Consider the following 24,350-nt stretch of genomic DNA (forward strand, 5'->3'; position numbering starts at 1 on the left):
TCGCTTTAGACGGAGAAATAGATTGACCGACGATAACGACAGCGCCCGTAAAGACATCGACCTGCTCGAGCTGACCGCTCACATCGTGTCCGCTTACGTCGAGAAGAACCGCCTGCCCGCTTCTGGTCTCGCCGATCTCATCGCCAGCGTCAGCACGTCGATAAGCGGGCTCGGCCAGCCGGTGGTCCCCGTGGCAGCTCCGCTGGTCCCGGCGGTCAACCCCAGGAAATCGGTGACACCGGATTTCATCATCTGCCTCGAGGACGGCAAGAAGTTCAAATCCCTGAAACGTCACCTCGGCGTGCATTTCGGCCTGACGCCGGACGCCTATCGCGCCAAATGGGGCTTGCCGGCTGACTATCCCATGGTCGCCCCCAACTATGCCGCTTCGCGTTCGCTGCTGGCGAAGTCGATCGGCCTCGGCCGCAAGGCCGCCGAAGTCGTGCCCGCCAAGGGCAGGGGCAGGAAGAAGGCCTCGGCCTGAGCAATTCGGTCCTGAGCCAACACTTAGGACGACTGGAACAGAAGCCTGCCGGCGAATCCGCCTTGGCAGGCTTCATGTTTTTGTGGCTTGGATGAACCGAACGGGGTCTTTTGGGGGAAGCCATGAACTACACCAGGATGGTGATCGAGAAAGAGGCGCCGGAAGAGTACGGCTACGACCGGATCCGCTACAATCTTTCCGAAAGTTCGATCGCCGACCAGAAACTCTCCGATATCGGCCTATCCTTGCCCGATCTCACGCTCTTCTACGGCGAGCATCGCGGCGACAAGGAATTGCGCGCGCAGATCGCCGCGCAGGACGCCGGCGTCTCGCCCGATGATGTGCTGGTCACCGCTGGTGCTGCTGGCGCCCTGTTCATCATCTCGACCTCGCTGTTGTCGCAGAGTGATCATCTGGTCGTCATCAGGCCCAACTACGCCACCAACATCGAGACCCCAAGGGCGATCGGCTGCGCCATCAGCTTTGTCGACCTGGCCTTCGAGGACGGCTTCGCCATCGATGTCGGCCAAGTCGCAGCCGCGATACGACCGAACACCAGGCTGATCAGCGTCACCTGCCCGCACAACCCGACCGGCACGATGATGAGCCGCGCCGACCTCGACGCCCTGGTCGCGCTCGCCGAAAGCAGGGACTGCCATCTGCTGGTCGACGAAACCTATCGCGACCTCTCCTATGGCAAGCGCCTGCCGTCCGCGGCATCGCTGAGCCCGAAGGCGATCAGCGTCTCGTCGCTGTCCAAGGCCTTCGGCATTCCCGGCATCCGCATCGGTTGGCTGATCACCAGGGATGCGGAACTTCAGGAGAAATTCCTCGCCGCCAAGGAGCAGATCGGCATCTGCGGCAGCGTCATCGACGAAGGCATCGCGCGCGGCATGCTGGAGCGGCGGGACGTGTTCCTGGCGACGCTGCTGCCAGAAATGGCCAGGCGCCGCGACATCGTCCAGGCCTGGATCGACCGCGAGCCGCTGGTCGACTGGGTGCGCCCTGAAGGCGGTGTCGTCGGCTTCCCGCGCCTGAACGTCGACCCCGACTTCGACCTCGATCGGTTCTATGTGAACCTGCTGGAAAACCATGGCGCCTATGTCGGACCCGGCCATTGGTTCGAAATGCCGAAGCGCTTCTTCCGCGTCGGTTTTGGCTGGCCGACGGAAGCCGAGTTGAGGAGCGGCCTCGACGCCATCTCCGCGGCGCTCAGGCAATAATGTCCCCGTGCAATCAACGGAACAGGGCGAAATTTCGTTGATCCAGCGCTGATTTTGGCGCACATCGCGCTGCGAACTTTGTTAGAAATTCCCTTGGCCGGAACAGCGCCCATCCGGGAAGTGCCCCGCCGGCCATCGCATCGGCCCGAAAATCGGTTCCGATTTTCGGAAAGCACGATGCGAAAACCAAAGTGTTGGAGCGTACTTTGTGCGTCCGATTGGACGCACGTCGCTCCAATGCCATCGCAACGGGGCCTCGATCCATGACTGCCGCACAAACCTCGCCGGACCAGCGCTATGCCGCGTTCCGCCACCGCTCCTTCCTGAGCTATTGGGCGGCGCGTTTCCTCACCACCTTCGCCACCATGATCGTGTCGGTCGCGGTCGGCTGGCAGATGTATGACCTGACGAGGGATCCTCTCGATCTCGGCCTGGTCGGCATCGTCCAGTTCCTGCCGTCGCTGCTGCTGGTGTTGGTCACCGGTGTCGTCGCCGACCGCTTCGGCCGCCGCCTGATCATGGCGCTGGCGGTTGTGATGGAGGCGATCTGCGCGCTGACGCTGCTGTTCCTGACCCTGCATGGCATCAGCGGACCGCTGCCGATCTTCGTCGTGCTTGCCATGTTCGGCGTCGCCCGCGCCTTTTTCGGGCCGGCCTCGGCCTCGCTGTTCGCCAATCTCGTGCCACCTGAGGATTTCGCCAACGCCATCGCCTGGAACTCGTCGGCCTGGCAGACGGCGACCATCGTCGGCCCGGTCGCCGGCGGCCTGCTCTACGGCGTGTCGGCGGAAGTCGCCTATGGCACCGCCGCCGTGCTTATGCTTGCGTCCGGGTTGCTGATCTTCACCATCCCGAAGCCTTCGCAACGCACCGAGACCGAGAAGCCGACGCTGCAGAACCTGTTCGGCGGGTTCAGCTATATCTGGAGCGAGAAGATCGTGCTGGGCGCCATCTCGCTCGATCTGTTCGCCGTGCTTTTGTCGGGCGCCTCGGCACTGCTGCCGATCTATGCGCGCGACATCCTCCAGCTCGGCCCCTGGGGCCTAGGCCTGCTGCGCTCGGCGCCGGGCGTGGGCGCCATCTGCGTCGCCATCTGGCTGGCCGGCCACCCAATCCGCAACCATGCGGGGCTGATCATGCTCGGCTTCGTTGCGGCGTTCGGCGCCTTCACCGTGCTGTTCGGCCTGTCGACCATCACCTGGCTGTCGATCGCAGCGCTCGCCTTCCTTGGCGCTACCGACATGTTCAGCGTCTACATCAGGGAGACCTTGATCCAGCTGTGGACGCCCGACCATGTGCGCGGCCGAGTCAATGCCGTGAACCAGGTCTTCGTCGGCGCCTCCAACGAGGTCGGCGAATTCCGCGCCGGCACGATGGCGGCGTTGATCGGCACGGTTCCGGCCGTCGTGGTCGGCGGCGTCGGCGCGATCGCGGTCGCCGGGCTGTGGATCGTGCTGTTCCCGCAACTGCGCAAGGTGCGCCACCTCAACGGGCGAAACTGACGTCTATCGCAGCGCCGGTTTGCCGAAGATCGTGCGCAGGAATTCATCCAGCCAGCGCTTGAGATGGATGTCCCAGATCAGCCGGCCGCCGAGATGATCGCGGCCGGGCTGCGCCCCGGGCAACTCGAAGCGATGCGCGCCGCGCACCACCCAACGCTGCATCATCGCCCTGGTCAACTCGCCATGGAACTGGATGCCCCAGGCATTGTCGCCATAGCGGAAGGCCTGGTTGGGATAGGTCTCGGCCGTCGCCAGCAGCGTCGCGTCCCTGGGCAGTGAAAAACCCTCGCGGTGGAACTGATAGACCATCTCCGGCCAATGCATCAGGGTCTTGCCGGCTTCGGTCGCCTTCAGCGGATACCAGCCGATCTCGACCAATCCTTCGCCGTGACCTTCGACCTTGCCGCCGAGATGGTTGACCAGCATCTGCGCACCAAGGCAGATGCCTAGGAACGGCTGGTTCTCCTTGAGCGGTACTTCCAGCCAGGCAGTCTCGCGGCGGACGAACTCGTCCTCGTCATTGGCGCTCATAGGTCCACCGAACACCACCGTGCCGGCGTGGCCGTCCAGCGTTTCCGGCAAGGTATCGCCGAGCGGCGGGCGACGGATGTCGAGCTCGAAGCCTTCTTCTAGGAGCATGTGGCCGACACGTCCGGGGCTCGAATTCTCCTGATGCAGCACGATCAGGATTTTTGGCTTCGAACTCGTTTGGCGCGGCATGGGCAGGCGAAATCCGTTTATTCGTCGCTCGATGTTCCGGTGGCGCCCGGTGCCTGCTCCGCCGCCTTGCGACGTGCCTCGATGCGGTCGCGGCGTTCGACGCCGATCAGCTCGGCGACGCGCCAGACCGTGTTGTCCTCCAGCTCGTGCAGCTCGCCATCGGCGTAGACGATCTCCCACATCAGGCCGATGAAGGCCTTGCGCGCCTCAGCATCGAGATGGCGCTTCAAGACACTGGTGAAGGCATAGAGATCGATCGCCTCATTGTCGGCCCGCTCGCCGGCGGCGGCCAGCGCTTCGAGCTCGGCGCCGCTGATCGAGTAGCTCTGGGCCAGCACCGCCTTGAACCGCTCCCACTCGACATCCTGGCGCACGCCATCGGCATTCATGACGTGATAGAGTAGCGCCGAAGCCGCAACGCGCGGATCGTCGCTGCTGGCATGCGTGCCGGCGCCGGCCGGCAAATCCCTCAGAAATGACAGAACGCGTTCAAACATGATCCATTCCTTAGAGCATGATGCCGAAAAGTGTGAAGCGGTTTTCGGACGACATCATGCTGCTTGGTTACAGAGGCCCTCACGGCCGGCCCAACTCAAAACAACCGAAACCGGCGCGGCGATTTTTCCGCTTCCTCGTCCGGATCGACGCCGGGATCATCCGGCAGCCGCGCATGCTCCTCGGCCGGCTCGACCGCTTCCGCGTTGGTCGGCACCTCGGCGAAGGCGGCGGCAGTGATCGGCCGGACATGATCTTCCTCGCGGGCCTCAGTCTCCTTGCCCGCCGAAATCTCGCCGCCGGCGTCATCGATCACCTCGACCGGCCTCTCGCTCACCGGCTTTGCCAGCGCTTCGATGACCGGCACGGGGGCGGCCGCTGCATCATCATGGCTGTCGATCAGCTGGCCGAGACGCTCCATCGGCGCGCGCCACTCGAAGGCGTCGAGCCGGCCGGTGACCGGCGATACCGGCGCCCACCGCTCCGAAACGACGCCATCGGCGACCCAGGCCGGATCGCGCGGCGCCCGCACCGCCCTGGACAGAAGCTGCCGCACCTTGCCCTGGTCGCCGGTGTCGGCCTCCTCGATGTCGGCCAATAGCAGATAGGCGCCCTCGCGGCGGTCCATCCTGATCGCTGCCTCGGCCTCGCGGCGGGCAGTCAAAAAATCCAGCGCGTCGAGCGCTGCGCGCGCCACCGTCATCGACGACTCGGCGTGGTTCTTCTTCATCTCCTGCAGCTTTTTCGCCCGGTTGAGGCGGTCGAGCACCGCATCGCCCGGCCGTGCATGGGTATAGAGCTCGGCGATCTCAGGATGCGGCTCGGCCCTCCACGCCGTCTCGAGGATTTTCGAGCCCTTGCGCACGTCGTTCTGCTTGAACAGCGCGGCAGCGGCGGCAACAGCGGCAGGGGCGAAGTCCGGCCTCAGCCGGTTGGCCTCGATCGCCGCGGTTCTGGCGGCAGTCGGATCGCTACCGGCAAGCGCCTGCGCCTTGGCCGTCAACAGCACTGCGCGACGGCGGTTGGCGGCATCGCGTTCGATCTGCCGTGTCGACTTCTGAGCGTCGACCAGTTTCAAGGCACCGTCCCAGTCGCCGCGCGCGGTCAATTCTTCCAGCGTCGATTCGGCCGCCCAGGCCAGTTGCGGCGCCATCACGGCGGCGCGGCCGGCATAGTGCCTGGCGGCGTTGCGGTCGCCGAGCCGTTCGGCCTCGAGATAGAGCCCGCGCAGGCCGAGCAGCCGCATTTCGGGATCGTCGAGCATGCTCTCGAATTTCTGCCGCGCCCCTTCGTGATCGCCTTCGAGCAGCGACGCCTGCGCCTCGAGCAGATGGATCAGCGGCTCTTGGTCGGAGCGGATCAGCTTGGCCGCTTCCTTGGTTTTCTTGCGAGCCAGCGCGCCGTCACCGGCGCCGGCGGCGATCATGCCTGTCGACAGCGCCTGATAGCCACGGTCGCGGCGGCGCACGCGGAAATAGCGCAAGATGGTGTAGGGGCTGTTCCACAGCGACTTGATCAGCCACCAGAAGATCATCACCGCGGCGACGACGGCAACGACGGCCACTGCCGCCACCATCAGGCTGACCTGGTATTGGTAGCCGCTGAAAGTGACGACCATGTCGCCCGGCCGGTCGGCCAGCCAGGCAAAGCCCAGCCCGAGCGCGAAAACGACGATGAGGAAGGCCAAGAGGCGGATCATGGTGTTGCCCTCATGCCTTCATCGCGCCGGAGATCAGCGCGTCAACCTGTGTTTCGACCTCGATGCGTGCTTTCAGTTTGCCGGCAAAGTCGGCACCGGCCGCCTTCACGGCTTCGGGCAGCGTGTCATACTCGCTGAGCGCCTTGGCATAGTCGCCCTGGTTGACCGCCACTTCTATGCGCGCGACGGTTTCCGGCGCACCGGCACCTTCGACGGCGCCGATCGGCCGGACCTTGACCAGCGATTCGGCGCTCGACAAGAGGTTCTGCAGGAAGCCGGCATTCTCATCGGCAGGCGTCGCGGCGGCAACCATGGCATTGGCCGCAGCATCCGCTTGCGATGCGATCTCGGCGCGGGTCGGCACACCTTTTTCAGCGTAGGTGCGCAGTGTCGCGAGTTGCGGCGCATCCGGCGAAATCGCGGCAAAGGTTTCGAGTTCCGCCGAGAATGGCGCGCCACGGTCGAGCGCGGACTTGAGCGCCGACGCGGCAATGGCGAGCGCGATCTTCGGCTGTCCCGCCGCCGCCTCGACCTTGCCGGAAAGCTGCGACACCGACTGCTCCAACGCGGTGAGCCGGCCATCCAGCGCCGTCGTCGCTTCGCCGGCTGACTTCGCCTGCGCGTCGAGACCAGCCAGTTTTTCGTTGAGCGGGCCGAGATCGACCGGTGCCGTGGCGCCGGCCTTACCTAGGGCGGCGACCGCGGTTTCGATCTGCTTGATCTTGTCGCCAAGCGCTGCGAGCCCGGCAGTGTCGCCCGCTCCACCGGATTCGACCGCCGACTTCAGCGCCGCGACATCGGTCTTGACCTGATCCAGCGCCGACGACAGGCCATCGACCTTGGCCGACGCGTCGGTGTTGCCGCCCGTTTCCTTCAGGCCGGCGATTTCGCGATTCAGCGCGGCGATCTCGCTGTTGACGCCGTCGAGCGATACGCCGGAACTGGACCCCGGCGCGCCGAGCAGCCCGGCATATTGCAGGCCACCCGCGCCGACCAGCGCGATGACGCCGCCTATGATGCCGGCGGCAATGCCATTGAGGCCGCTACGCTTTGCCGGTGGTGTTGGCGCCATTCTGTCGTCCCGTGTCTCGGTTCTCGCCTTGTTGTCGTCGGCCTGGGTGCGCTTCGCCGACGCATCCTCGAAATTGTAGTCGAAGGCTTTGGTCTTGTTGGCCGGCGCCTCGGACGCTCCGGGATAGGCAGGTTCAGCTTCGCTGGCGCCCTTGGCTGCCGCTTCTGCGGCCGTCGCCGCTGGCTGCTCCGATTCGGCCTGGGCGTTCGTATGCTCCCAGGGCTCGAGATCGGTCTGGTCGGCATGCACCGGTTCTTCGGGAATCTCTGCCTGCGAGACGGCCTCCTCCGGCGCCTCTTCGGCGCCGGCCTGGGGCTTGGCGGCGTGCTCGTCGGCGATGCGCGAGACCGCGCCGGGCTCGAGATCGATGGTCACCGGCTCGCGGCGGCCTTTCGAGTGTCGCATCTTCGGCGTCTTGACCATGCTTGGGCTCCGCACAATTCGCTTCGTCTCAACGCCTGGCGGCGCATGATGGTTCAGAAAATGGTCTAGCACATCACCAAGCGGTGAAAAGGGGCGGTGTGATGACGCGGCTCAGGGCCGCGCCCGCAAAAGTGCCAGCAGCGTTTCCTCGTCGGGCCGCACGGCAATGCGGATTCTTTCATTGACGGTATCGTCAAGCGCTGCCGCGATGCGCGCGGAAAGGGCGAAAAACCTTGTCTTTTCAAAGAGCCCTAGCAGAGCGGTCCGCCTGGCCAGGATCTGCATCGCGGCGGCGGCCTTGGCTGAATAAAGCAGCACCGCATCGGCGGGTCGGCCGGACAGGCGCTCGAGGATGGCTTCATCGGAATAACCCACCGCGAGCGTGTCATATGTCTCGACGGCATGGACCTGGACACCTGCCGCCTTCAGCCTCTGTTCGAACACCGGAAAGCGTACGCGTCCGCAGAGATAGACGATGGTCATCCCCGAGAGATGACCGGCAAGACTGGCGGCGAGCGCCTCGGCATCGCCTGGGCCTTCGCTGACCGACAATATCCCTGCTTGGCGCGCGGCTTCCGCCGCCCTTGTTCCCACGGCATGGCAGGGCAGACCGGCAAGCGCCGCGATGAGCTCCCTGGAAGCAAGCCGCACGGCATTGGCGCTGGTGATGGCTACCGCGACGGCACCGCCTGGAAGCAGTCCAGCATCGACCGGCAACGCCGCCGTTTCGGTCAACGGCAGAAGGATCGGCTGGAACCCCGTCTCCTGAAGCCGCTGTGCCGTGCGCGAGGCGCCCGGTTCCGGTCTCGTCACCAGGACGCGAAGCATTTCAGAGCCAGCCGTCGAAGAACTTTTCGCCGGCCTTTGCCCGCACCATCCGGGCGGCTTCCTGGCCGATGCGGCCAGCATCCTGCGCCGGTCCCTGCAGATCGACCGTGTGCGACTGCGTACCGTCGGGCGAGATGATCAACCCGGCAAAAGACAGCTCTCCGGCCTCGATCGCCGCATAGCCGGCGATCGGCGTGCGACAGGAACCATCGAGCGCCGCCAGAAAGGCGCGCTCGCAGGCGAGCGCCTGGCCGGTCGGCGCATCATGGATGGCCGCCAGCATCTTTTCGACGTCGCCATCGCCGATGCGGGTCTCGATGCAGATCGCGCCTTGTCCCGGCGCCGGCGGAAAGATGTCGAGCGGCATCAGGTCGGTGACGACGTGGTCGAGCCCGAGCCGCTTCAGCCCCGCATAGGCCAGGATGGTGCCGGCGGCGACGCCTTCGTCGAGCTTGCGCAGGCGCGTCTGCACATTGCCGCGGAACATCACCACGTCGAGATCCGGCCGCATCCGGCGGATCAGCGCCTGTCGCCGCAGCGATGACGAGCCGACTTTCGCTCCATGCGGCAGTTCGGCTATGGTCTTCGCCGCCTTGCCGATAAAGGCGTCGCGCGCGTCCTCGCGCGGCAGGAAGGCGCTGAGTTCGAGACCTTTCGGCAGTTGCGTCGGCATGTCCTTCGACGAATGCACGGCGATGTCGATCCGGCCCGCCAGCAGTGCCTCCTCGATCTCTTTGGTGAACAGGCCCTTGCCGCCGGCCTCCGACAGCGGCCGGTCCTGGATGCGGTCGCCGCTGGTCGAGATGACGACGATCTCGAACGCTTCCGCCGGCATGCCATGCGCGGCCATCAGCCGCGCCTGCGTTTCATGCGCCTGTGCCAGCGCCAGCGGGCTGCCGCGTGTTCCGATTCTCAAGATTGTTTGCATGGCGTGCGGTCCGTGATAACCCCCGGGCAGACCGAGGCCTTTCCGGGCTTTCTCCTAATGGGGAAAGCGCCGACAGACAATCTCTAGGGACAGCGACGAATTGATCCGCGTTCTGGGCATTGAGACGAGTTGTGACGAGACCGCTGCCAGCGTCGTGGCGCTGGACGGTGACGCTGCGCCAAAAATCCTGTCCAACATCGTGCTCAGCCAGATCGAGGAGCATGCCGCCTTTGGCGGCGTCGTACCGGAGATCGCGGCGCGCGCCCATGTCGAGGCGCTGGACGGTATCGTCGAGGCAGCCCTAGCCGATTCGGGCACGGCACTTGCCGATATCGATGCGATCGCAGCCACTGCCGGCCCCGGTCTGGTCGGCGGGCTGATTGTCGGGCTGATGACCGCCAAGGCGATCGCCGCGGCGGCGAACAAGCCGCTGATCGCCATCAACCACCTCGAAGGCCATGCCTTGACCGCAAGGCTGACCGACGGGCTCGATTTTCCCTATCTGCTGCTCCTGGTCTCCGGTGGCCACACGCAGATCCTCGCCGTGCGCGGCGTCGGCGACTATCAGCGCTGGGCAACCACCATCGACGATGCGCTCGGCGAAGCCTTCGACAAGACCGCCAAGATGCTCGGCCTGCCCTATCCCGGCGGACCCAATGTCGAGAAGGCTGCCCAAACCGGCGATGCCTCGCGCTTTGCCTTTCCGCGTCCGATGAAAGGCTCGGCCCAGCCCGACTTCTCCTTTTCCGGCCTGAAGACCGCCGTGCGCCAGGCGGCGACAGCCATTGCGCCCTTGAGCGACCAGGATGTCGCCGACATCTGCGCCTCGTTCCAGGCAGCGGTGGCCGATGCGTTGGCCGACCGTGTCGCGCGTGCGCTGGCGCGCTTTCGCGAGACGTTTCCCGGCACCAAAAATCCGGCCCTGGTGGTTGCCGGCGGCGTCGCCGCCAACCGCACCATCAAGGCGACGCTGGAGCGGCAGTGCGACGAGGCCGGCTTCACCTTCGTCGCGCCACCGCTGAAACTGTGCACCGACAATGCGGCGATGATCGCCTGGGCCGGCATCGAACGGTTGCGCGAAGGCATGGCGCACGAAAACGGCTTCGACTTCGTGCCGCGCTCGCGCTGGCCGCTGGACAGCATTTCGACGCCGATGGTCGGCTCCGGCCGGCGCGGAGCCAAGGCATGAATGGCCGGGAGATGAACAGCCAAGACAAGGAAAACCCGGGCAAAAGCGGCTGGCGCGTCAGCGTGCTTGGCGGTGGCGCCTGGGGCACAGCGCTGGCGCTGGCCATGCTGCGTGCGGGCCATTCGGTGCGGTTGTTCGCCCGCGACCCCGAAACCGTCGCGGCGATCGATCGCGGCGAGAACCCGCGCTATCTGCCCGGCATCGCCATCGCGCCCGGCATCGACGCGACGAGCGACATCAAGGCGGCACTCACTGGCGCCGATTGCGTGCTGGCGGTGACGCCGGCGCAATCGCTGCGGGCAACGCTGGCGGTCGCGAAAGGCCATGTGCCTGCCGATATCCCGCTCGTCCTCTGCGCCAAGGGCATCGAGCGCGACACCGGCGCCTTGCTGTCGGCGATTGTCGGCGAGATCCTGCCGCAAAATCCGGTCGCCGCTCTATCGGGTCCAAGCTTTGCCACCGATGTCGCCCGGGGCCTGCCGACTGCGGTGGTCGTGGCCGCCCGCGACGAGGCATTGGCCGCGGACCTCGCCGCCCGCTTTTCGGCGGAGAATCTGCGCTGCTATTCGAGCGACGACCTCATCGGCGTCGAGATCGGCGGCGCCTTGAAGAACGTCTTCGCCATTGCCGCAGGTGCTGTCACCGGGGCGGGGCTCGGCGCCAGTGCCCAGGCCGCCATGGTGACGCGCGGCTTCGTCGAACTGCGGCGCATCGGTGCCGCCTTCGGCGCCAGGCCCGAAACGCTGATGGGCCTGTCCGGCCTTGGCGACCTGCTGCTCACCTGCTCGTCGACCCAGTCGCGCAACTTCGCCTATGGGCTGGCGCTGGGGCAAGGCAAGCCGCTTGCCGGATTGCCGCTGGCGGAAGGCGTGCCGACGGCGGCGATCGCCGCCCGCATCGCCACCGAGCGCAACATCGACGCGCCGATCATTGCCGCCGTGGCGGCCATACTGGACGGCACCATCACCATCCGGCAGGCTGTGACAGCCTTGATGACCCGGCCGCTCAAGACCGAAACCAACGATTGATCCCCACGACATCGATCCCACGACCAGGAGAAAGACCATGCTGTTTGCTTTGATTTGCAAGGACAAGCCCGGGAGCCTGCAGGTGCGCCTCGACACGCGTCCCGAGCATATCGCCTTTCTCGAAGGGTTGAACGGCGACAAGAAACTGGCTTTCGCCGGTCCCTTCCTTGACGCCGAAGGCAAGCCCAATGGCAGCCTCGTCGTCGTCGAGGCACCGGACCTGGCAGGGGCACAGGCCTTGTCGGCCGCCGACCCGTACGCCAAGGCCGGACTGTTCGACAGCGTCGAAATCCGCCAGTGGAACTGGACGTTCAACAAGCCGGCGGCTAGTTAATTCCGGTCGCTGGCGGACGCACGCCAAGGAGGAGCAAAAGAAATGAACTACTGGCTGTTCAAATCCGAACCCTCGGTCTTCTCCTTCGAGGCGCTGAAGGCGAAGGGCAAGGCCGGCACGCAATGGGATGGCGTGCGCAACTATGCCGCGCGCAACAACATGAAGGCCATGCAGATCGGCGATCTCGGCTTCTTCTACCATTCCAACGAGGGGCTGAACGTGGTCGGCATCGCCGAAGTCTGCGCGCTTGCCCATCCCGACACCACGACCGACGACCCGCGCTGGGAATGCGTCGACATCCGTGCCTTCAAGGACGTGCCGAACCCGCCGACGCTGGAAGAGGTCAAGGCCAATCCAAAGCTTGCCGAAATGGCGCTGGTGCGGCTCGGGCGGCTTTCCGTGCAGCCGGTGACGCCGGCGGAGTGGAAGGAAGTCTGCCGCATGGGCGGCCTGACACCCGCTCCGTGACGGCGCTCACGCCAGACAGCGCGAAACAATTCATCCTCGACAACACGGCGCTGATGGCGCCGCCGCATGTGCCGGAAATCCTGCTTCATCTTGCCGACGAGGCGCATGATTTGTGGCAGCGGACGGAGGATGAGCTGGTCGAGATCGGCCTGCCGCCGCCCTTCTGGGCCTTCGCCTGGGCCGGCGGCCAGGGCCTTGCCCGCTACATCATCGACAATCCGGCTATGGTGCGGGGAAAGCGTGTGCTCGACTTCGCTTCCGGCTCCGGCCTTGTCGCCATTGCTGCGGCCAAGGCCGGTGCTGCCGGCGTGATCGCAACCGATATCGATCCTTTCTGTGCAACCGCGATCCGCCTCAATGCGCAAGCCAACGATGTCGGCATCGAGTTCCTCGGCACCGATTGCATCGGCACCGATGCCGGCTGGGATGTGATCCTGGCCGGCGACGTTTTCTACGACAATTCCTTCGCCGTCCGGCTGATGCCGTGGTTCGCAACGCTGAAGGCGCGCGGCGCCGAGATCCTCGTCGGCGATCCCGGCCGGTCGTATATGCCGAAGTCGGGACTGGAACCACTGGCGGTCTATGAAGTGGCCGTCACCCGGGCATTGGAGGATTCACTGGTCAAGCGCACCACCGTCTGGCGGTTTGCTTGACGCCTTCGCCGAACAGGCGTTCCATCAGATTTGCATTGGAGGGGGACGCATGGATTTTGAAGCAGTGAACTGGCTGGCGGTGATCGCCGCCGCCGTCGTCGCATGGTTGTTCGGCGCCGCCTGGTACATGGGCCTGAGCAAGCCGTGGCTGAAGGCCGCCAGGCTCGATCCCGCAACAATGAAGAAATCACCGCTGCCCTTCGTCATCAGCTTCATCGCCGAACTGATCATGGCCTACATAATGGCCCTGGTAGTCGGCGCGATGACCGGCGGCGAGCCGACATTGCTCGCCGGACTTGTCTTCGGCTTCGTGCTTTGGCTGGGTTTCGTCGCCACGACGCTCTCGGCCAACCACCGCTACCAGGACTTCGGCTGGGACCTGACCCTCATCGATGGCGGCCACTGGCTCGGCGTGCTGCTGATCATCGGCGTGGTCATCGGCTGGTTCGGCGCGGCGGCAGGCTGAATGAACAGGGAATAGGGCAGTAGGGGAAGCGAAGGCGGTACCGACGCCTATCCTTACTGCCTTACTGCCTTACTGCCTTACTGCCTTACTGCCTTACTGCCTTACTGCCCTATTCCGTGATTCACGTCTTTGCCACTTCCTCGATAATCCATTCGCGAAAGGCGGCGATGCGCGGATCGTCGGCAGTGCTCTCGGGATAAACCAGGAAATAGGCGAATTCGGCTCCCACCCGCAGGCCCAGTTCAAAAGGCTGCACCAGCCTGCCTTCGGAGAGGTCGTTTGCCACCATGGCGAAATCGGCGAGTGCGACGGCATTGCCCTCGATCGCCGCCTGAACGGCATCGGTGGAGTTCCTGAACACGATGGTGCGGCTGTCGTCGAAATCGCTGATGCCGGCCGCCGCCATCCACATCCGCCAGTTCGGCCATGTCACGCCTTGCCGCGCCCATTCGATATGGGCAAGCGTGTGGTTGAAGAGGTCACGCGGCTCGCGCAGCGGCGGACCGGACGTCAGCAGGCCCGGGCTGCACACCGGGATGATGATGTTGTCGAACAGGCGATGGGCGCGGAGGCCCGGGTACTTCCCGACGCCGAACCGGATGCCGACATCGACGTCGTCGAGGTCGAAATCCCGCACTTCGTAGGCGATGTCGAACCTGAGCTCGATATTGGGGTGATGCCTGCGAAAATCGTCGACGCGCCGCATCAGCCATTTTGACGCGAACTGCGCGTCGAGCGTTACCTTCAGCAGTGTCGTGCCACGGGTCAGCTTGCGTGCCCGCGAGACGGCCCGGCCAAGCAGGTCGAGTGCATCGATCGAGGCCTCGAACAGCACCGTGCCCGCCGCCGTCAGCCGGATGGTGCGGCTGGTGCGGGTGAACAGCACGATGCCCAGTTGATCCTCGATTTCCTTGATCTGATGGCTGACCGCTGCCGGCGTCAGGCCGAGCTCGTCGGCGGCACGCGTGAAGTTGAGGTGTCGGGCGGCAGCTTCCAGCGTCCTCAGCGCTCGCGTTCCAGGCAGCAGGCGGGACATGCCATCCTCAAATAAAACTTGACGATCTCAAAAGAACTACTCGTTTCTCATTTAAATTTCAATGCGGCATGATCCAACCATCGCAACACCATCAAACCGGATTTGATATCCGGATGAAACGGATCACGCCATGTCCCACATTGTCTTGAATGCGCCGGTATCCACCCCGGCCTGGCTTAGCGCGGTGCTTGACTGGTTTCGACATGCCAAGGTCGCCATCCGCCTCGCCCGCCACGATATAGCCCACCAGAACGTCGAGAACCTCTCCGATCGCCAGATGCGCGATATCGGCGCCGAGCGCCGTGACGTCGCCCGCGCCGTGGACAGGGAAATGGGTCGGCTGGGCCTGCTCGACATCGGCTGGCAGAAGCCAGGCAGGCGATTAGGGGAGTAAGGAAATAGGGCGGTACGGCAGAAGGGGGAGTTAAGACGGCACCGACACACATGCCCTACTGCCCTACTTACCGCATCACCCTCATCACCGTCCTATCCGACAGCAGCGGCAGCAGCCGCGCCATCGTGCGTGCGGTCACCGCCACACACCCTTGAGTCGGCGTGAAGCCGGGGCGCGCCAGATGGAAGAAGATGGCGCTGCCGCGCCCACGCCGGCGTGGCGCCAGGTTCCAGTCTAGCACCAGGCAGGCGTCATAGAGGCGGTCGTCGCGCCGCATGCGTTCGTGGCTGGCGCCATAGGGGATCTTGACCGGCCTGTTATAGTTGCGGTCGTCAGGCACTTCGCACCAGCCCAGATCAGGCCCGATCGGCGTCATCGCCAAACGGGTCTTGCGGCCGCTGGAGAACTGATCTCCCCGGAAATAGCCCGACAGGATCCGCATCGGACCAAGCGGCGTGGCGCCGTCGCCTTCACGCTTGTCGGCCGAGATGCCGCCCCGCCCCAGCGCACACGCAAACACCGTTCTGCCGGCCTGCAGCAGGCCCTGGCTCGGGTTTCCGGGCCTCGCCCGCACGGTCAGCACGCGCAGCTCTTTTCGCAAAATTGCGCCGGCTGCATTGCGATCGCGTTTTTTCTTGTATGATCGTGCCACGGAACAAATCACTGTGATCGGCTGTTGTGCTGGTCAGCTTCCGCATAAAGAGACAGCGGTCAACTGAATTTTCTTTTCAAAACAACGGATTGATCCATGACTTCACGCACCATTCTAATCGTCGACGACGATGACGACCTGCGCGGCACTCTGGTCGAGCAATTGTCCCTCTACGAGGAATTCGACGTGCTGCAGGAATCGACTGCGGCAAAAGGCGTCGCGACCGCGCGCGGCGGCCTCATCGATCTGCTCATCATGGATGTCGGGCTGCCCGACATGGATGGCCGCGAAGCGGTGAAGATCCTGCGCAAGGGCGGCTACAAGGCGCCCATCATCATGCTGACCGGCCACGACACCGATTCCGATACGATCCTTGGTCTCGAGGCCGGCGCCAACGACTATGTGACGAAGCCGTTCCGCTTCGCCGTGCTGCTGGCGCGCATCCGGGCGCAATTGCGCCAGCATGAGCAGAGCGAGGACGCCACCTTCTCGGTCGGGCCCTACACCTTCAAGCCCAGCCAGAAACTGCTGATCGACCCGCGCGGCGGCAAGGTGCGGCTGACGGAGAAGGAGGCCTCGATCATCAAATATCTCTATCGCGCCGACCAGAAGGTAGTGACACGCGACGTGCTGCTCGAGGAGGTGTGGGGCTACAATTCCGGCGTCACCACGCACACGCTGGAAACCCACGTCTACCGGCTGCGCCAGAAGATCGAGCGCGATCCTTCCAATGCGGAAATTCTTGTGACAGAAAGCGGTGGCTACAAGCTGGTTCCTTAAACATTTCATTATCCAATCAGCGGCCGGGCGGGACCGCATTCGGGTACGATCCAGTTGGAGGGGGTAGTGGATCGTATCGCAGGGGAGGGAATGGACTGACCGTTCGGGGACACAGCTAGATGGCGTTGGATGACGACATTCGCATCCTGTCCGCCGTGAGGCTCTTCGAGGGCTTCACGAAGGAACAGTTGCGTCTGCTCGCCTTCGGCGCCGAGAACACAATACTGCTTGCCAACCACAAGCTTTACCGCGAGGACGACGAGGCGGATTCCGCCTATGTCGTGGTCAGCGGTCGCATCGTGCTCTATCGAGAGCAGAATGGCGAGCGCATCCCGATACGTTCGGTCGGCCCCGGCGCGATCCTGAGCGAACTGGCATTGATCGCCGACAGCAACCGGCTGACCAGCGCGTCGGCCGAAATCGATTCGGAAGTGATACGGCTCAGCCGCAAGATGTTCCGCCGCATCCTCGAAGAATATCCGGAAATCGCGGTGAATCTCCACCAGCGTATCTCCGAGGAATTTCAGACACTGATCCGCCGTATCGAGGAACTGGCGCCCCGCTTCTCTGACTAGCGGCAGCGATGAGCTGGTCATCCCGCTGCCAGGACCTTAGGGGTAAGGTCTGGCCGCGACGTAGCTCTAATCGAGATCGAAGCGCGCTATGACCGGCACATGGTCCGACGGCCGCTCCCAGCCGCGCGCCAGGCGCAAGATCTCGTAGCCGGCAAAATCAGCCACCAGGTTTGGTGACGACCAGACGTGATCGAGCCGCCGGCCACGGTCAGAGGCCTGCCAGTCCTGCGCGCGATAGCTCCACCAGGTGTAGAGTTTCTGCTCCAGCGGAATATTGAGCCGCATCAGGTCGACCCAGTTGCCGGCCAGCCGCATCGCCTCGAAGCTTTCCGTTTCGACCGGCGTGTGGCTGACCACGTTGAGCAACTGCTTGTGCGACCAGACGTCGTGTTCGAGCGGGGCGATGTTGAGGTCGCCGACAAGGACCGAGCCGGACACCTCGTCATGCTCGGCACGGATGGCATTCATCTCGGCGACGAAATCGAGCTTGTGCTTGAACTTCCTGTTGATGACAGGATCCGGTTCGTCGCCACCCGCCGGAACGTAGAAATTATGCAGCAGGATAGCCTTGCCGCCGGCCCGCACCGTCACTGACAGATGCCGGCTGTCCTCGATCTCGCAGAAGCGGCGCCTTTCGACCACCTCGATCGGCCGCCGCGCCACCGTGGCGACGCCGTGGTAGCCCTTCTGGCCGTGGAAGGCGATGTGCTCGTAGCCGAGCTTGCGGAACGCCTTTTCGGGAAACAATTCGTCCGGAACCTTGGTCTCCTGCAGGCAGAGCACATCCGGCGCATGCTCGACAAGCAGGCGTTCGACGATCGGCATGCGCAGACGAACGGAGTTGATGTTCCAGGTGGCAATGGAAAAGGGCATTCGGCAATCCAGGACAGCGTATGGCCAGCCAGAACCGACAGGCCCTGGCGGGCAAGACGCCTTTTGACGGAGTCAGTTCGGGAAACTGCCAGCCGCAAGCCGCAAAGACAAGCCGGCCCCCGCCCGGCGACGCGCTACCCAGGGCTTTCCACAGCTATTGACGCGATTGGTCCTGGGGCGGTTCATCGTTTCACGGAAACGCAGAGCCGCTCTATCTCTTTGTTTTGACGCAATTCGCCAGGGAAAGCACGACGCGCTTTTCCCGGGAAAACCGTTTCACGCATTTCCTGGAATGCTCTACCGCGCCTTGGTGTTGACTTCGCGATTCGCGCTGTAGTCGATGGCGAAGGTGTCGGCGGCGAAGCTGACGCCTTCCTTGACGTTGAAGATCATCACCGTCGTGTCCTTGCCCTGTGCGTCGGTGATCGTCCACTGACGCAGCTCGTAGGATTTGGGATCGAACATCATCGTGATCTTCGAATTGCCGAACACCGATTTGTCGGCGAGCTGGATGGTGGTGAGGTCGTCTTCCTGCTTGACGCTTTTGACGCGGTCGCCAGAGAGATCGATCTTGTCGTCGAGCAGCAGCTTCAGCGGCGTCTTCGACAGCGGATAGAGATCGGAGGTGTTGAGCCTCTTGTTGAGGATGACCACCGACTTGCCGTCTGAAATCACCCGGAAATTTGACGCGCCGTCATAGTTGAAGCGGATCTTGCCCGGCCGTTCGAGGAAGAACTTGCCGCCGGTCTGCTCGCCCTTGGGGCCGAACTGCACGAATTCGCCGCTCATCGACTTGACCGAGGAAAAATGGTCGGCGATCTTCTGTGCGGCCGGCGGCACGGCCGCTTGCGCCGAAGCCAGCAACTGGAAGCCGGGCATCACGTTGAAGGCCGCCGCCCCTGCAAACCCCAGGCCGAGCCCGAGCAACTGGCGCCGGGTGGGAGCAAAACTGCGGAGCGCTGAAGGATCGTTTTTCATGTCGGTCACTCTCATCTGATTCCTGAGTTGCTCTAGTGCTTGAACCCCCAGTTGGGCTGAAGTTTGGCGGGTCAGTCGCGCCTCATTCGCTTCAACGCCCTGAACGGTTCAAGGTTGCGAGACAGGAGATGTCATAAGGATCGCGGTCAGAACTTGTCCTCTTCGGTCGGCACTAGGATCTCACGTTTGCCGGCATGGTTGGCCGGGCCGACGATCCCTTCCTTCTCCATTTTCTCGATGATCGAGGCGGCGCGGTTGTAGCCTATGCCCAGCCGGCGCTGGATGTAGCTGGTGGAAGCCTTGCCGTCGCGCAGCACAACGGAAACCGCCTGATCGTAAGGATCATCGGAATCCTCGAAATTGCTGTTGCCGCCGCCACCGCCCGAACCGCCCTTGCCCGACGGCTCGTCGTCTTCCTCGCCGTCGTCCTCGGTGATGGCATCGAGATATTCCGGCACGCCCTGCAGCTTCAAATGCGCGACGATCTTCTCGACCTCTTCATCGGCGACGAACGGACCGTGCACGCGCTGGATACGGCCGCCGCCGGCCATGTAGAGCATGTCGCCCATCCCGAGCAGTTGCTCGGCGCCCTGCTCGCCCAGGATGGTGCGGCTGTCGATCTTCGACGTCACCTGGAAGGAGATGCGGGTCGGGAAATTGGCCTTGATGGTGCCGGTGATGACGTCGACCGACGGACGCTGTGTCGCCATGATCACATGGATGCCGGCGGCACGCGCCATCTGCGCCAGACGTTGCACCGCACCTTCGATGTCCTTGCCGGCGACCATCATCAGGTCGGCCATCTCGTCGATGATGACGACGATATAGGGCATCGGCTCAAGGTCGAGATTCTCGGTCTCGTAGATCGCCTCGCCGGTCTGGCGGTCGAAGCCGGTCTGCACTGTGCGCGAGATCTTTTCGCCCTTCTTGTCCGCTTGGCTGACGCGGGCATTGAAACCATCGATGTTGCGCACGCCGACCTTCGACATCTTGCGATAACGGTCTTCCATCTCGCGCACGGTCCATTTCAGCGCCACCACCGCCTTCTTCGGATCGGTGACCACCGGCGTGAGCAGATGCGGAATGCCGTCATAGACCGACAGTTCCAGCATTTTCGGATCGATCATGATCAGCCTGCAATCCTGCGGCGTCAGCCGGTAGAGCAGTGACAGGATCATGGTGTTGATGGCGACCGACTTGCCCGAGCCGGTCGTGCCGGCGACCAGCACGTGCGGCATCTTGGCGATGTCGACGATGACCGCCTCGCCATTGATGGTCTTGCCCAGCGCCAGCGCCAGCTTGGCCTTCGTCGTTTCGAAGTCGCGGCTGGCCAGGATCTCCCGGAGATAGACGGTTTCGCGCTTGGCGTTCGGCAGCTCGATGCCGATCGCGTTGCGGCCGGGCACCACGGCGACGCGACAGGCGATGGCGCTCATCGAGCGGGCGATGTCGTCGGACAGGCCAATGACGCGCGACGATTTGATGCCGGGCGCCGGTTCGAGCTCATAGAGCGTGACGACGGGACCGGGGCGGACGGCGATGATCTCGCCCTTGACGCCGAAATCCTCCAGCACACCCTCGAGCAGGCGGGCATTTTGTTCCAGCGCATCCTTGGACAGGCTGGCATCGCGCACCACGTTCTTCGGTTCGGACAGGAAATGCAGCGACGGCATCTCGAATTTTTCTGAGCCGATCAGCGATGTCTGCGCCTCGCGCTGGACGCGGGCGCCCGGAGCCGGACGCGGCGCCGGCGCCTCGACACGGGTGGCGGCATCGGAACGGAACTGCTGCACCCTGGCGGTCGGCGCCGAACGGCGTTGCACGACGGGCTCATCGTCGAAATCGGCATCTTCGCCATTATCGAAGCGATCGCCGAAGACATCGTCATCATCCAGATCGACCGAAATACTGCGGTCATTGACCATGGCGGCGAAGAATTCGGGCTCAACGCGGGCGCGACCGTCCGGGCTCATCCGCGATTCGGCGAACTCGGCCGATTCGACCCGTTCAGCGGCGCGCCGCCAGCCGCTCGCGCGCGGCTCCATCTCCGGCTCGTGCTCCTCCCGCTCCTGCCTGCGGCGCACGGCGCGGCGGTGCATCCAGGCGCGCAGCGACAGCCACCAGTGGGTGATGGCGCCAAGCGCCAGAATGCCTTCGTCGCCTTCATCCTCGTCATTGTCGAACAAAAGGTCGTCCTCACGCGGATCGACGGCAGGCTCGTCCTCCATCACGGCGAAGCCGTTCTTGCGTCCGATCAGCGCCGAACCGTGGGCAAAGAGCCACAGCGCGGGTGCGGCCAGCAAGATGGCGATGATGCTGGCGAACAGCCCGGTCGGATAGCCGCCGATCACAATCCCGGGGATCTTAAGCACCATGTCGCCGAACACGCCGCCGAGGCCGGTGGGCAGCGGCCAGGTCTTGGGCGGCACCACGCAGCCGGCCATTGCCGCGGCGAGCAGGGCGAAGCCAAACCATGAAAGCCCGCGCCTGGGCAACCTGTCGACGCCGCGCGCGGAAAACAGCAGAAAGCCCCAGATCACAGTCGGAACCAGCGCAGCAACCGCGGCAAGGCCGAAGAACTGCATGGCCAGGTCGGAGAACACGGCGCCGGCATAGCCCATGGCGTTGGTGACGGTGTTGTTCGTCGCGTGCGAGAAGCTCGGATCGGCGACATTCCAGGTGGCAAGGCTGGCGACGCCGAATGCGGCCAGCACGAACAGTCCGGCGCCGACCAGCCGCCCGACCTGGCGCCGCGCGAACGCCTGGATGCCGTGCCCCGTATCGGCCAGCGCGAGCGGTGCTGAAGCCCCTGAACGCATGCTCATCCCCGTCTGTCATTGCTTCGTGCGGGTGCGTGGCGCACTCCGGCAGATTCGGGTCTCAGACTATCGGCGGGAAGGTTAAGGGCGCATTAACTATAAGAGTTTGAGATGATCAAACCTCGTTGCCGACGGTTGAGCCGCTTGCTGCCCGAGGAAAGCGACATGAGAAAGGGCCGTGACGCTGCCGCAGGGCCATCAATTTGGGTAGAGGCATGCAATCTGTCATCCTTCGCGTGGCGGTTCTGGGCTGGGCAGGGCTCAGTCTCCTGCTCGCTTTGCACTGGTTTGTCGAACTCGGCATGGTGGGCTTTCCGGATGGCTACGTGACACCCTTTGCCAGGGCGACCAGCCCGCTGCTGCACACCCTCGCCACCGCCTGTCTGATGCAAGGCCTGTATTTTTTGTACAGGGGTCTTTTCGGCAAAGGATTTGGATTGCTGGGGCTCGGCCTGCAGATTTTCATCGCGGCCGTCCTGACGGTGGCGCCTGTGCTGATTGTCAGGAGTTGCCCTCATTCCCAGACATGCAGCAGGGCCTATGAGACGCTGACAAACACCATGATGGACGACGGCGCCGGCGGATAGGGCTGCCGCCGGAACGGTTTGTCGGGAGATCCTGCTCAAGCCCTGTCCACGCGCGGCCTCGCAACGGGCACAGGGCACGCCAGAAAAGATCGAACCTCGGCTCGATCAAGACGCCTGTCGGCGTGGTACCAAAAAAGAGGCCCGGAACGTGTCCGGGCCTCAATGCGTGACCTCCTTTCGGGAGCGTCACGACGGGATCTTTCAAGGCAATTCCAGGAAAATGTGCGGTGGTTTTCCGTTCGGAATTGCGTAGGCAGGTAAGGGGGCCGGCGGGAGGAGGGTTCCACCGGCCCCTTGGCTAAGCTGGCCTTACGGCACCACTTCGCCATGCTGGGAGATGTCGAGGCCCTCGACCTCTTCCTGGGTCGTCGGACGCAAGCCGACGAGCGCCTTGACGATGTAGAGGATCACGAAGGTGGCGATGGCCGTCCACACGATGGTGACGGCGACGCCGTAGATCTGCTTGCCGAGCGAAGCACCCGACGACAGGCTGTTGATCGCCGGATCGGCGAGCACGCCGGTGAGCAGGGCGCCGATGATGCCGCCAACGCCGTGCACGCCGAACGCATCAAGCGAGTCGTCATAGCCGAACATGTGCTTGACCTTGACCGCCGAGAGATAGCAGACGACGCCGGCAACGATGCCGACGATGAAGGCGCCGGTCGGGTTGACGAAGCCGGAAGCCGGCGTCACCGCGACCAGGCCGGCAACGGCACCCGAGATGATGCCGAGCACGGAGGGCTTCTTGGCGACGATCCATTCGGCGAACATCCAGGCCAACGCTGCTGCTGCGGTGGCAACCTGGGTGTTGAGCATGGCGGCACCGGCGAGGCCGTCGGCAGCCAGTTCCGAACCGGCGTTGAAGCCGAACCAGCCGACCCACAGCAGGGAAGCACCGATCACCGAGTAGACCAGGTTGTGCGGCGCCATGTTGGTGGTGCCGTAGCCTTCGCGCTTGCCGAGAACCAGCGCGCAGACCAGACCGGCGACACCGGCGTTGATGTGGACGACCGTACCGCCGGCGAAGTCGAGCACGCCAGCCGTGCCGAGGAAGCCGCCACCCCAGACCCAATGCGCGATCGGCACGTAGACGACGAGCAGCCAGAGCGCCATGAAGATCAGCAGCGCCGAGAATTTGAAGCGTTCGGCGAAGGCGCCGGCAATCAGCGCCGGGGTGATGATGGCGAAGGTCATCTGGAACATCGAGAAGACGAATTCAGGAATGTTCGCGACGCCCGGCAGCCACAGCGAGGCTGTGGTGATGCCGTGATGGAAGAATTTCGAGGTGCCGCCGAGGTAGGCATTCATGCCGCCACCGTCGGAGAAGGCCAGCGAATAGCCGAACATGAACCACAGCACCGTCACCAGGCAGGTGATGGCAAAGCTCTGCATGATCGTGGCAAGCACGTTCTTTTTGCGCACCATGCCGCCGTAAAACAGCGCCAGGCCCGGAATGGTCATCATCAGCACCAACGCCGTCGAGGTCAGCATCCAGGCGGTGTTGCCGGTGTCGAGCACCGGGGTGGGGGCAGCAGCCGGTGCAGCCGCGGCCGCGGCGGGAGCCGCTTCCTGCGCGAAGGCGGCGACCGTGCCCAATGCTGCGAGAGCGAGCGACCCTAAAAGGGCGGCGCGTCCCGTCGTCTTCAAGGTGGAAGGAATATTCATTGAACTCTCCATTGGAATACGTGTTCGCCGCTCAGAGCGCGTCGGTGTCTGTTTCGCCGGTGCGGATGCGCACCGCCTGATCGATGCCGAAAACGAAGATCTTGCCGTCGCCGATCTGGCCGGTCTTGGCGGCCGCGGTGATAGCCTCGACGGCCTTGTCGACCACGTCGGCACTGACCGCGACTTCGATCTTGATCTTCGGCAGGAAACTGACCGCGTATTCCGCTCCGCGATAGATTTCCGTATGTCCCTTCTGACGCCCGTAGCCTTTGACTTCGGTGACGGTCAGGCCCTGGATGCCGACGGCGGTAAGCGCTTCACGCACCTCGTCGAGCTTGAACGGCTTGATGATTGCCATCACGATTTTCATAAGGTTTCACCCTTTGCTGTTGCGGTCCCCCGCGTTTGCACGACTTCACCGAACCCAAAGAGCCGGAGAGTGCCCGATAGGATTCAAGCTCCGTGCCAATTGCCGAAGC

At 64.0% G+C, this 24,350-nt stretch carries 26 protein-coding genes; 13 read left to right on the forward strand and 13 right to left on the reverse strand.

All coding sequences use genetic code 11. The features are described from left to right. Positions 1-22 precede the first annotated feature (22 nt). From AC1D2G_RS01260 to AC1D2G_RS01270, 3 genes are all read left to right on the forward strand, one after another. Positions 23-484: a Ros/MucR family transcriptional regulator gene (locus AC1D2G_RS01260; protein WP_095084073.1), complete on the forward strand. Its 462-nt coding sequence runs from the start codon at positions 23-25 to the stop codon at positions 482-484. A 122-nt stretch (positions 485-606) separates the two neighbouring features. Then, the gene (locus tag AC1D2G_RS01265) at positions 607-1,707 is read left to right on the forward strand and encodes an aminotransferase class I/II-fold pyridoxal phosphate-dependent enzyme (RefSeq protein WP_477411614.1); all 1,101 of its coding nucleotides are present in this window, start codon (positions 607-609) and stop codon (positions 1,705-1,707) included. 263 nt (positions 1,708-1,970) lie between these two features. Beyond that, complete coding sequence (locus tag AC1D2G_RS01270) at positions 1,971-3,209, forward strand: MFS transporter (protein WP_457150194.1); 1,239 nt, start codon at positions 1,971-1,973, stop codon at positions 3,207-3,209. A gap of 3 nt (positions 3,210-3,212) precedes the next feature. Here AC1D2G_RS01270 and AC1D2G_RS01275 read toward each other — a convergent pair whose 3' ends face one another. The 6 genes from AC1D2G_RS01275 to hemC all read right to left on the reverse strand — a co-directional run bounded on the left by AC1D2G_RS01275 (position 3,213) and on the right by hemC (position 9,374). Continuing rightward, a complete protein-coding gene (locus AC1D2G_RS01275; protein ID WP_477411615.1) occupies positions 3,213-3,929 on the reverse strand; it encodes a glutamine amidotransferase in 717 nt (238 codons plus the stop codon). 17 nt (positions 3,930-3,946) lie between these two features. Continuing rightward, positions 3,947-4,426, reverse strand: coding sequence for a tellurite resistance TerB family protein (locus AC1D2G_RS01280; protein ID WP_095084069.1), 480 nt, complete (start codon positions 4,424-4,426; stop codon positions 3,947-3,949). A 95-nt stretch (positions 4,427-4,521) separates the two neighbouring features. Then, positions 4,522-6,123: a heme biosynthesis HemY N-terminal domain-containing protein gene (locus tag AC1D2G_RS01285; protein ID WP_477411616.1), complete on the reverse strand. Its 1,602-nt coding sequence runs from the start codon at positions 6,121-6,123 to the stop codon at positions 4,522-4,524. A 10-nt stretch (positions 6,124-6,133) separates the two neighbouring features. After that, positions 6,134-7,618: a COG4223 family protein gene (locus AC1D2G_RS01290; protein WP_477411617.1), complete on the reverse strand. Its 1,485-nt coding sequence runs from the start codon at positions 7,616-7,618 to the stop codon at positions 6,134-6,136. Positions 7,619-7,729: 111 nt separating this feature from the next. Continuing rightward, positions 7,730-8,446: a uroporphyrinogen-III synthase gene (locus AC1D2G_RS01295; RefSeq protein WP_477411618.1), complete on the reverse strand. Its 717-nt coding sequence runs from the start codon at positions 8,444-8,446 to the stop codon at positions 7,730-7,732. A 1-nt stretch (position 8,447) separates the two neighbouring features. Further along, positions 8,448-9,374: a hydroxymethylbilane synthase gene (hemC, locus tag AC1D2G_RS01300; protein ID WP_477411619.1), complete on the reverse strand. Its 927-nt coding sequence runs from the start codon at positions 9,372-9,374 to the stop codon at positions 8,448-8,450. A gap of 100 nt (positions 9,375-9,474) precedes the next feature. Between hemC and tsaD the strand changes: the two genes are divergently transcribed. Genes tsaD through AC1D2G_RS01330 form a run of 6 tightly spaced genes read left to right on the forward strand, consistent with a single transcriptional unit; the run spans position 9,475 to position 13,512 of the window. Next, positions 9,475-10,563 (forward strand): tRNA (adenosine(37)-N6)-threonylcarbamoyltransferase complex transferase subunit TsaD, encoded by a 1,089-nt coding sequence (gene tsaD / locus AC1D2G_RS01305; protein ID WP_477411620.1) that lies wholly within the window; start codon positions 9,475-9,477, stop codon positions 10,561-10,563. After that, complete coding sequence (locus AC1D2G_RS01310) at positions 10,560-11,591, forward strand: NAD(P)H-dependent glycerol-3-phosphate dehydrogenase (RefSeq protein WP_477300160.1); 1,032 nt, start codon at positions 10,560-10,562, stop codon at positions 11,589-11,591. Before tsaD ends, AC1D2G_RS01310 begins: the two co-directional genes overlap by 4 nt. Positions 11,592-11,628: 37 nt before the next feature. Further along, positions 11,629-11,925 carry a YciI-like protein gene (locus AC1D2G_RS01315; protein ID WP_095084062.1) on the forward strand — a complete coding sequence of 99 codons (297 nt, stop codon included), beginning with the start codon at positions 11,629-11,631 and terminating at the stop codon, positions 11,923-11,925. Positions 11,926-11,967: 42 nt separating this feature from the next. Beyond that, positions 11,968-12,393, forward strand: coding sequence for an EVE domain-containing protein (locus AC1D2G_RS01320; RefSeq protein ID WP_095084061.1), 426 nt, complete (start codon positions 11,968-11,970; stop codon positions 12,391-12,393). A gap of 53 nt (positions 12,394-12,446) precedes the next feature. Continuing rightward, positions 12,447-13,046 (forward strand): class I SAM-dependent methyltransferase, encoded by a 600-nt coding sequence (locus AC1D2G_RS01325; RefSeq protein WP_477412413.1) that lies wholly within the window; start codon positions 12,447-12,449, stop codon positions 13,044-13,046. Positions 13,047-13,095: 49 nt separating this feature from the next. After that, positions 13,096-13,512: a DUF1761 domain-containing protein gene (locus tag AC1D2G_RS01330; protein WP_095084059.1), complete on the forward strand. Its 417-nt coding sequence runs from the start codon at positions 13,096-13,098 to the stop codon at positions 13,510-13,512. Between the two features lie 121 nt (positions 13,513-13,633). Here AC1D2G_RS01330 and gcvA read toward each other — a convergent pair whose 3' ends face one another. Then, positions 13,634-14,548, reverse strand: coding sequence for a transcriptional regulator GcvA (gene gcvA, locus AC1D2G_RS01335; protein ID WP_477227563.1), 915 nt, complete (start codon positions 14,546-14,548; stop codon positions 13,634-13,636). Positions 14,549-14,678: 130 nt separating this feature from the next. Between gcvA and AC1D2G_RS01340 the strand changes: the two genes are divergently transcribed. Then, positions 14,679-14,942, forward strand: a complete 264-nt coding sequence (locus AC1D2G_RS01340; protein WP_477411621.1) for a hypothetical protein — start codon at positions 14,679-14,681, stop codon at positions 14,940-14,942. A gap of 67 nt (positions 14,943-15,009) precedes the next feature. On the opposite strand, the gene AC1D2G_RS01345 is transcribed toward AC1D2G_RS01340, so the two are convergent. Beyond that, complete coding sequence (locus AC1D2G_RS01345) at positions 15,010-15,525, reverse strand: L,D-transpeptidase family protein (RefSeq protein WP_477411622.1); 516 nt, start codon at positions 15,523-15,525, stop codon at positions 15,010-15,012. Positions 15,526-15,690: 165 nt separating this feature from the next. On the opposite strand from AC1D2G_RS01345, the gene AC1D2G_RS01350 reads away from it, so the two are divergent. Together AC1D2G_RS01350 and AC1D2G_RS01355 are read left to right on the forward strand one after the other, a co-directional pair. Further along, positions 15,691-16,374, forward strand: a complete 684-nt coding sequence (locus AC1D2G_RS01350) for a response regulator transcription factor (protein ID WP_023760937.1) — start codon at positions 15,691-15,693, stop codon at positions 16,372-16,374. Between the two features lie 119 nt (positions 16,375-16,493). Beyond that, on the forward strand, positions 16,494-16,949 hold the full coding sequence (locus AC1D2G_RS01355; protein ID WP_477411623.1) for a Crp/Fnr family transcriptional regulator: 456 nt from the start codon (positions 16,494-16,496) through the stop codon (positions 16,947-16,949). 66 nt (positions 16,950-17,015) lie between these two features. Here AC1D2G_RS01355 and AC1D2G_RS01360 read toward each other — a convergent pair whose 3' ends face one another. The 3 genes from AC1D2G_RS01360 to AC1D2G_RS01370 form a co-directional block, all read right to left on the reverse strand. After that, on the reverse strand, positions 17,016-17,822 hold the full coding sequence (locus AC1D2G_RS01360) for an exodeoxyribonuclease III (protein ID WP_095084054.1): 807 nt from the start codon (positions 17,820-17,822) through the stop codon (positions 17,016-17,018). 297 nt (positions 17,823-18,119) lie between these two features. After that, positions 18,120-18,800 (reverse strand): outer membrane lipoprotein carrier protein LolA, encoded by a 681-nt coding sequence (locus AC1D2G_RS01365; RefSeq protein WP_477227826.1) that lies wholly within the window; start codon positions 18,798-18,800, stop codon positions 18,120-18,122. Positions 18,801-18,946: 146 nt separating this feature from the next. Beyond that, positions 18,947-21,619 (reverse strand): DNA translocase FtsK, encoded by a 2,673-nt coding sequence (locus tag AC1D2G_RS01370; RefSeq protein WP_477412415.1) that lies wholly within the window; start codon positions 21,617-21,619, stop codon positions 18,947-18,949. A gap of 215 nt (positions 21,620-21,834) precedes the next feature. On the opposite strand from AC1D2G_RS01370, the gene AC1D2G_RS01375 reads away from it, so the two are divergent. Next, positions 21,835-22,206, forward strand: a complete 372-nt coding sequence (locus AC1D2G_RS01375; RefSeq protein WP_477411624.1) for a hypothetical protein — start codon at positions 21,835-21,837, stop codon at positions 22,204-22,206. Between the two features lie 309 nt (positions 22,207-22,515). Here AC1D2G_RS01375 and AC1D2G_RS01380 read toward each other — a convergent pair whose 3' ends face one another. Both AC1D2G_RS01380 and AC1D2G_RS01385 read right to left on the reverse strand, forming a co-directional pair. Beyond that, a complete protein-coding gene (locus AC1D2G_RS01380; RefSeq protein ID WP_095084052.1) occupies positions 22,516-23,871 on the reverse strand; it encodes an ammonium transporter in 1,356 nt (451 codons plus the stop codon). A 31-nt stretch (positions 23,872-23,902) separates the two neighbouring features. Continuing rightward, positions 23,903-24,241: a P-II family nitrogen regulator gene (locus AC1D2G_RS01385; protein ID WP_095084051.1), complete on the reverse strand. Its 339-nt coding sequence runs from the start codon at positions 24,239-24,241 to the stop codon at positions 23,903-23,905. Between the last annotated feature and the right edge of the window lie 109 nt (positions 24,242-24,350).

It is taken from the genome of Mesorhizobium sp. P2_C7 (genome assembly GCF_056404515.1).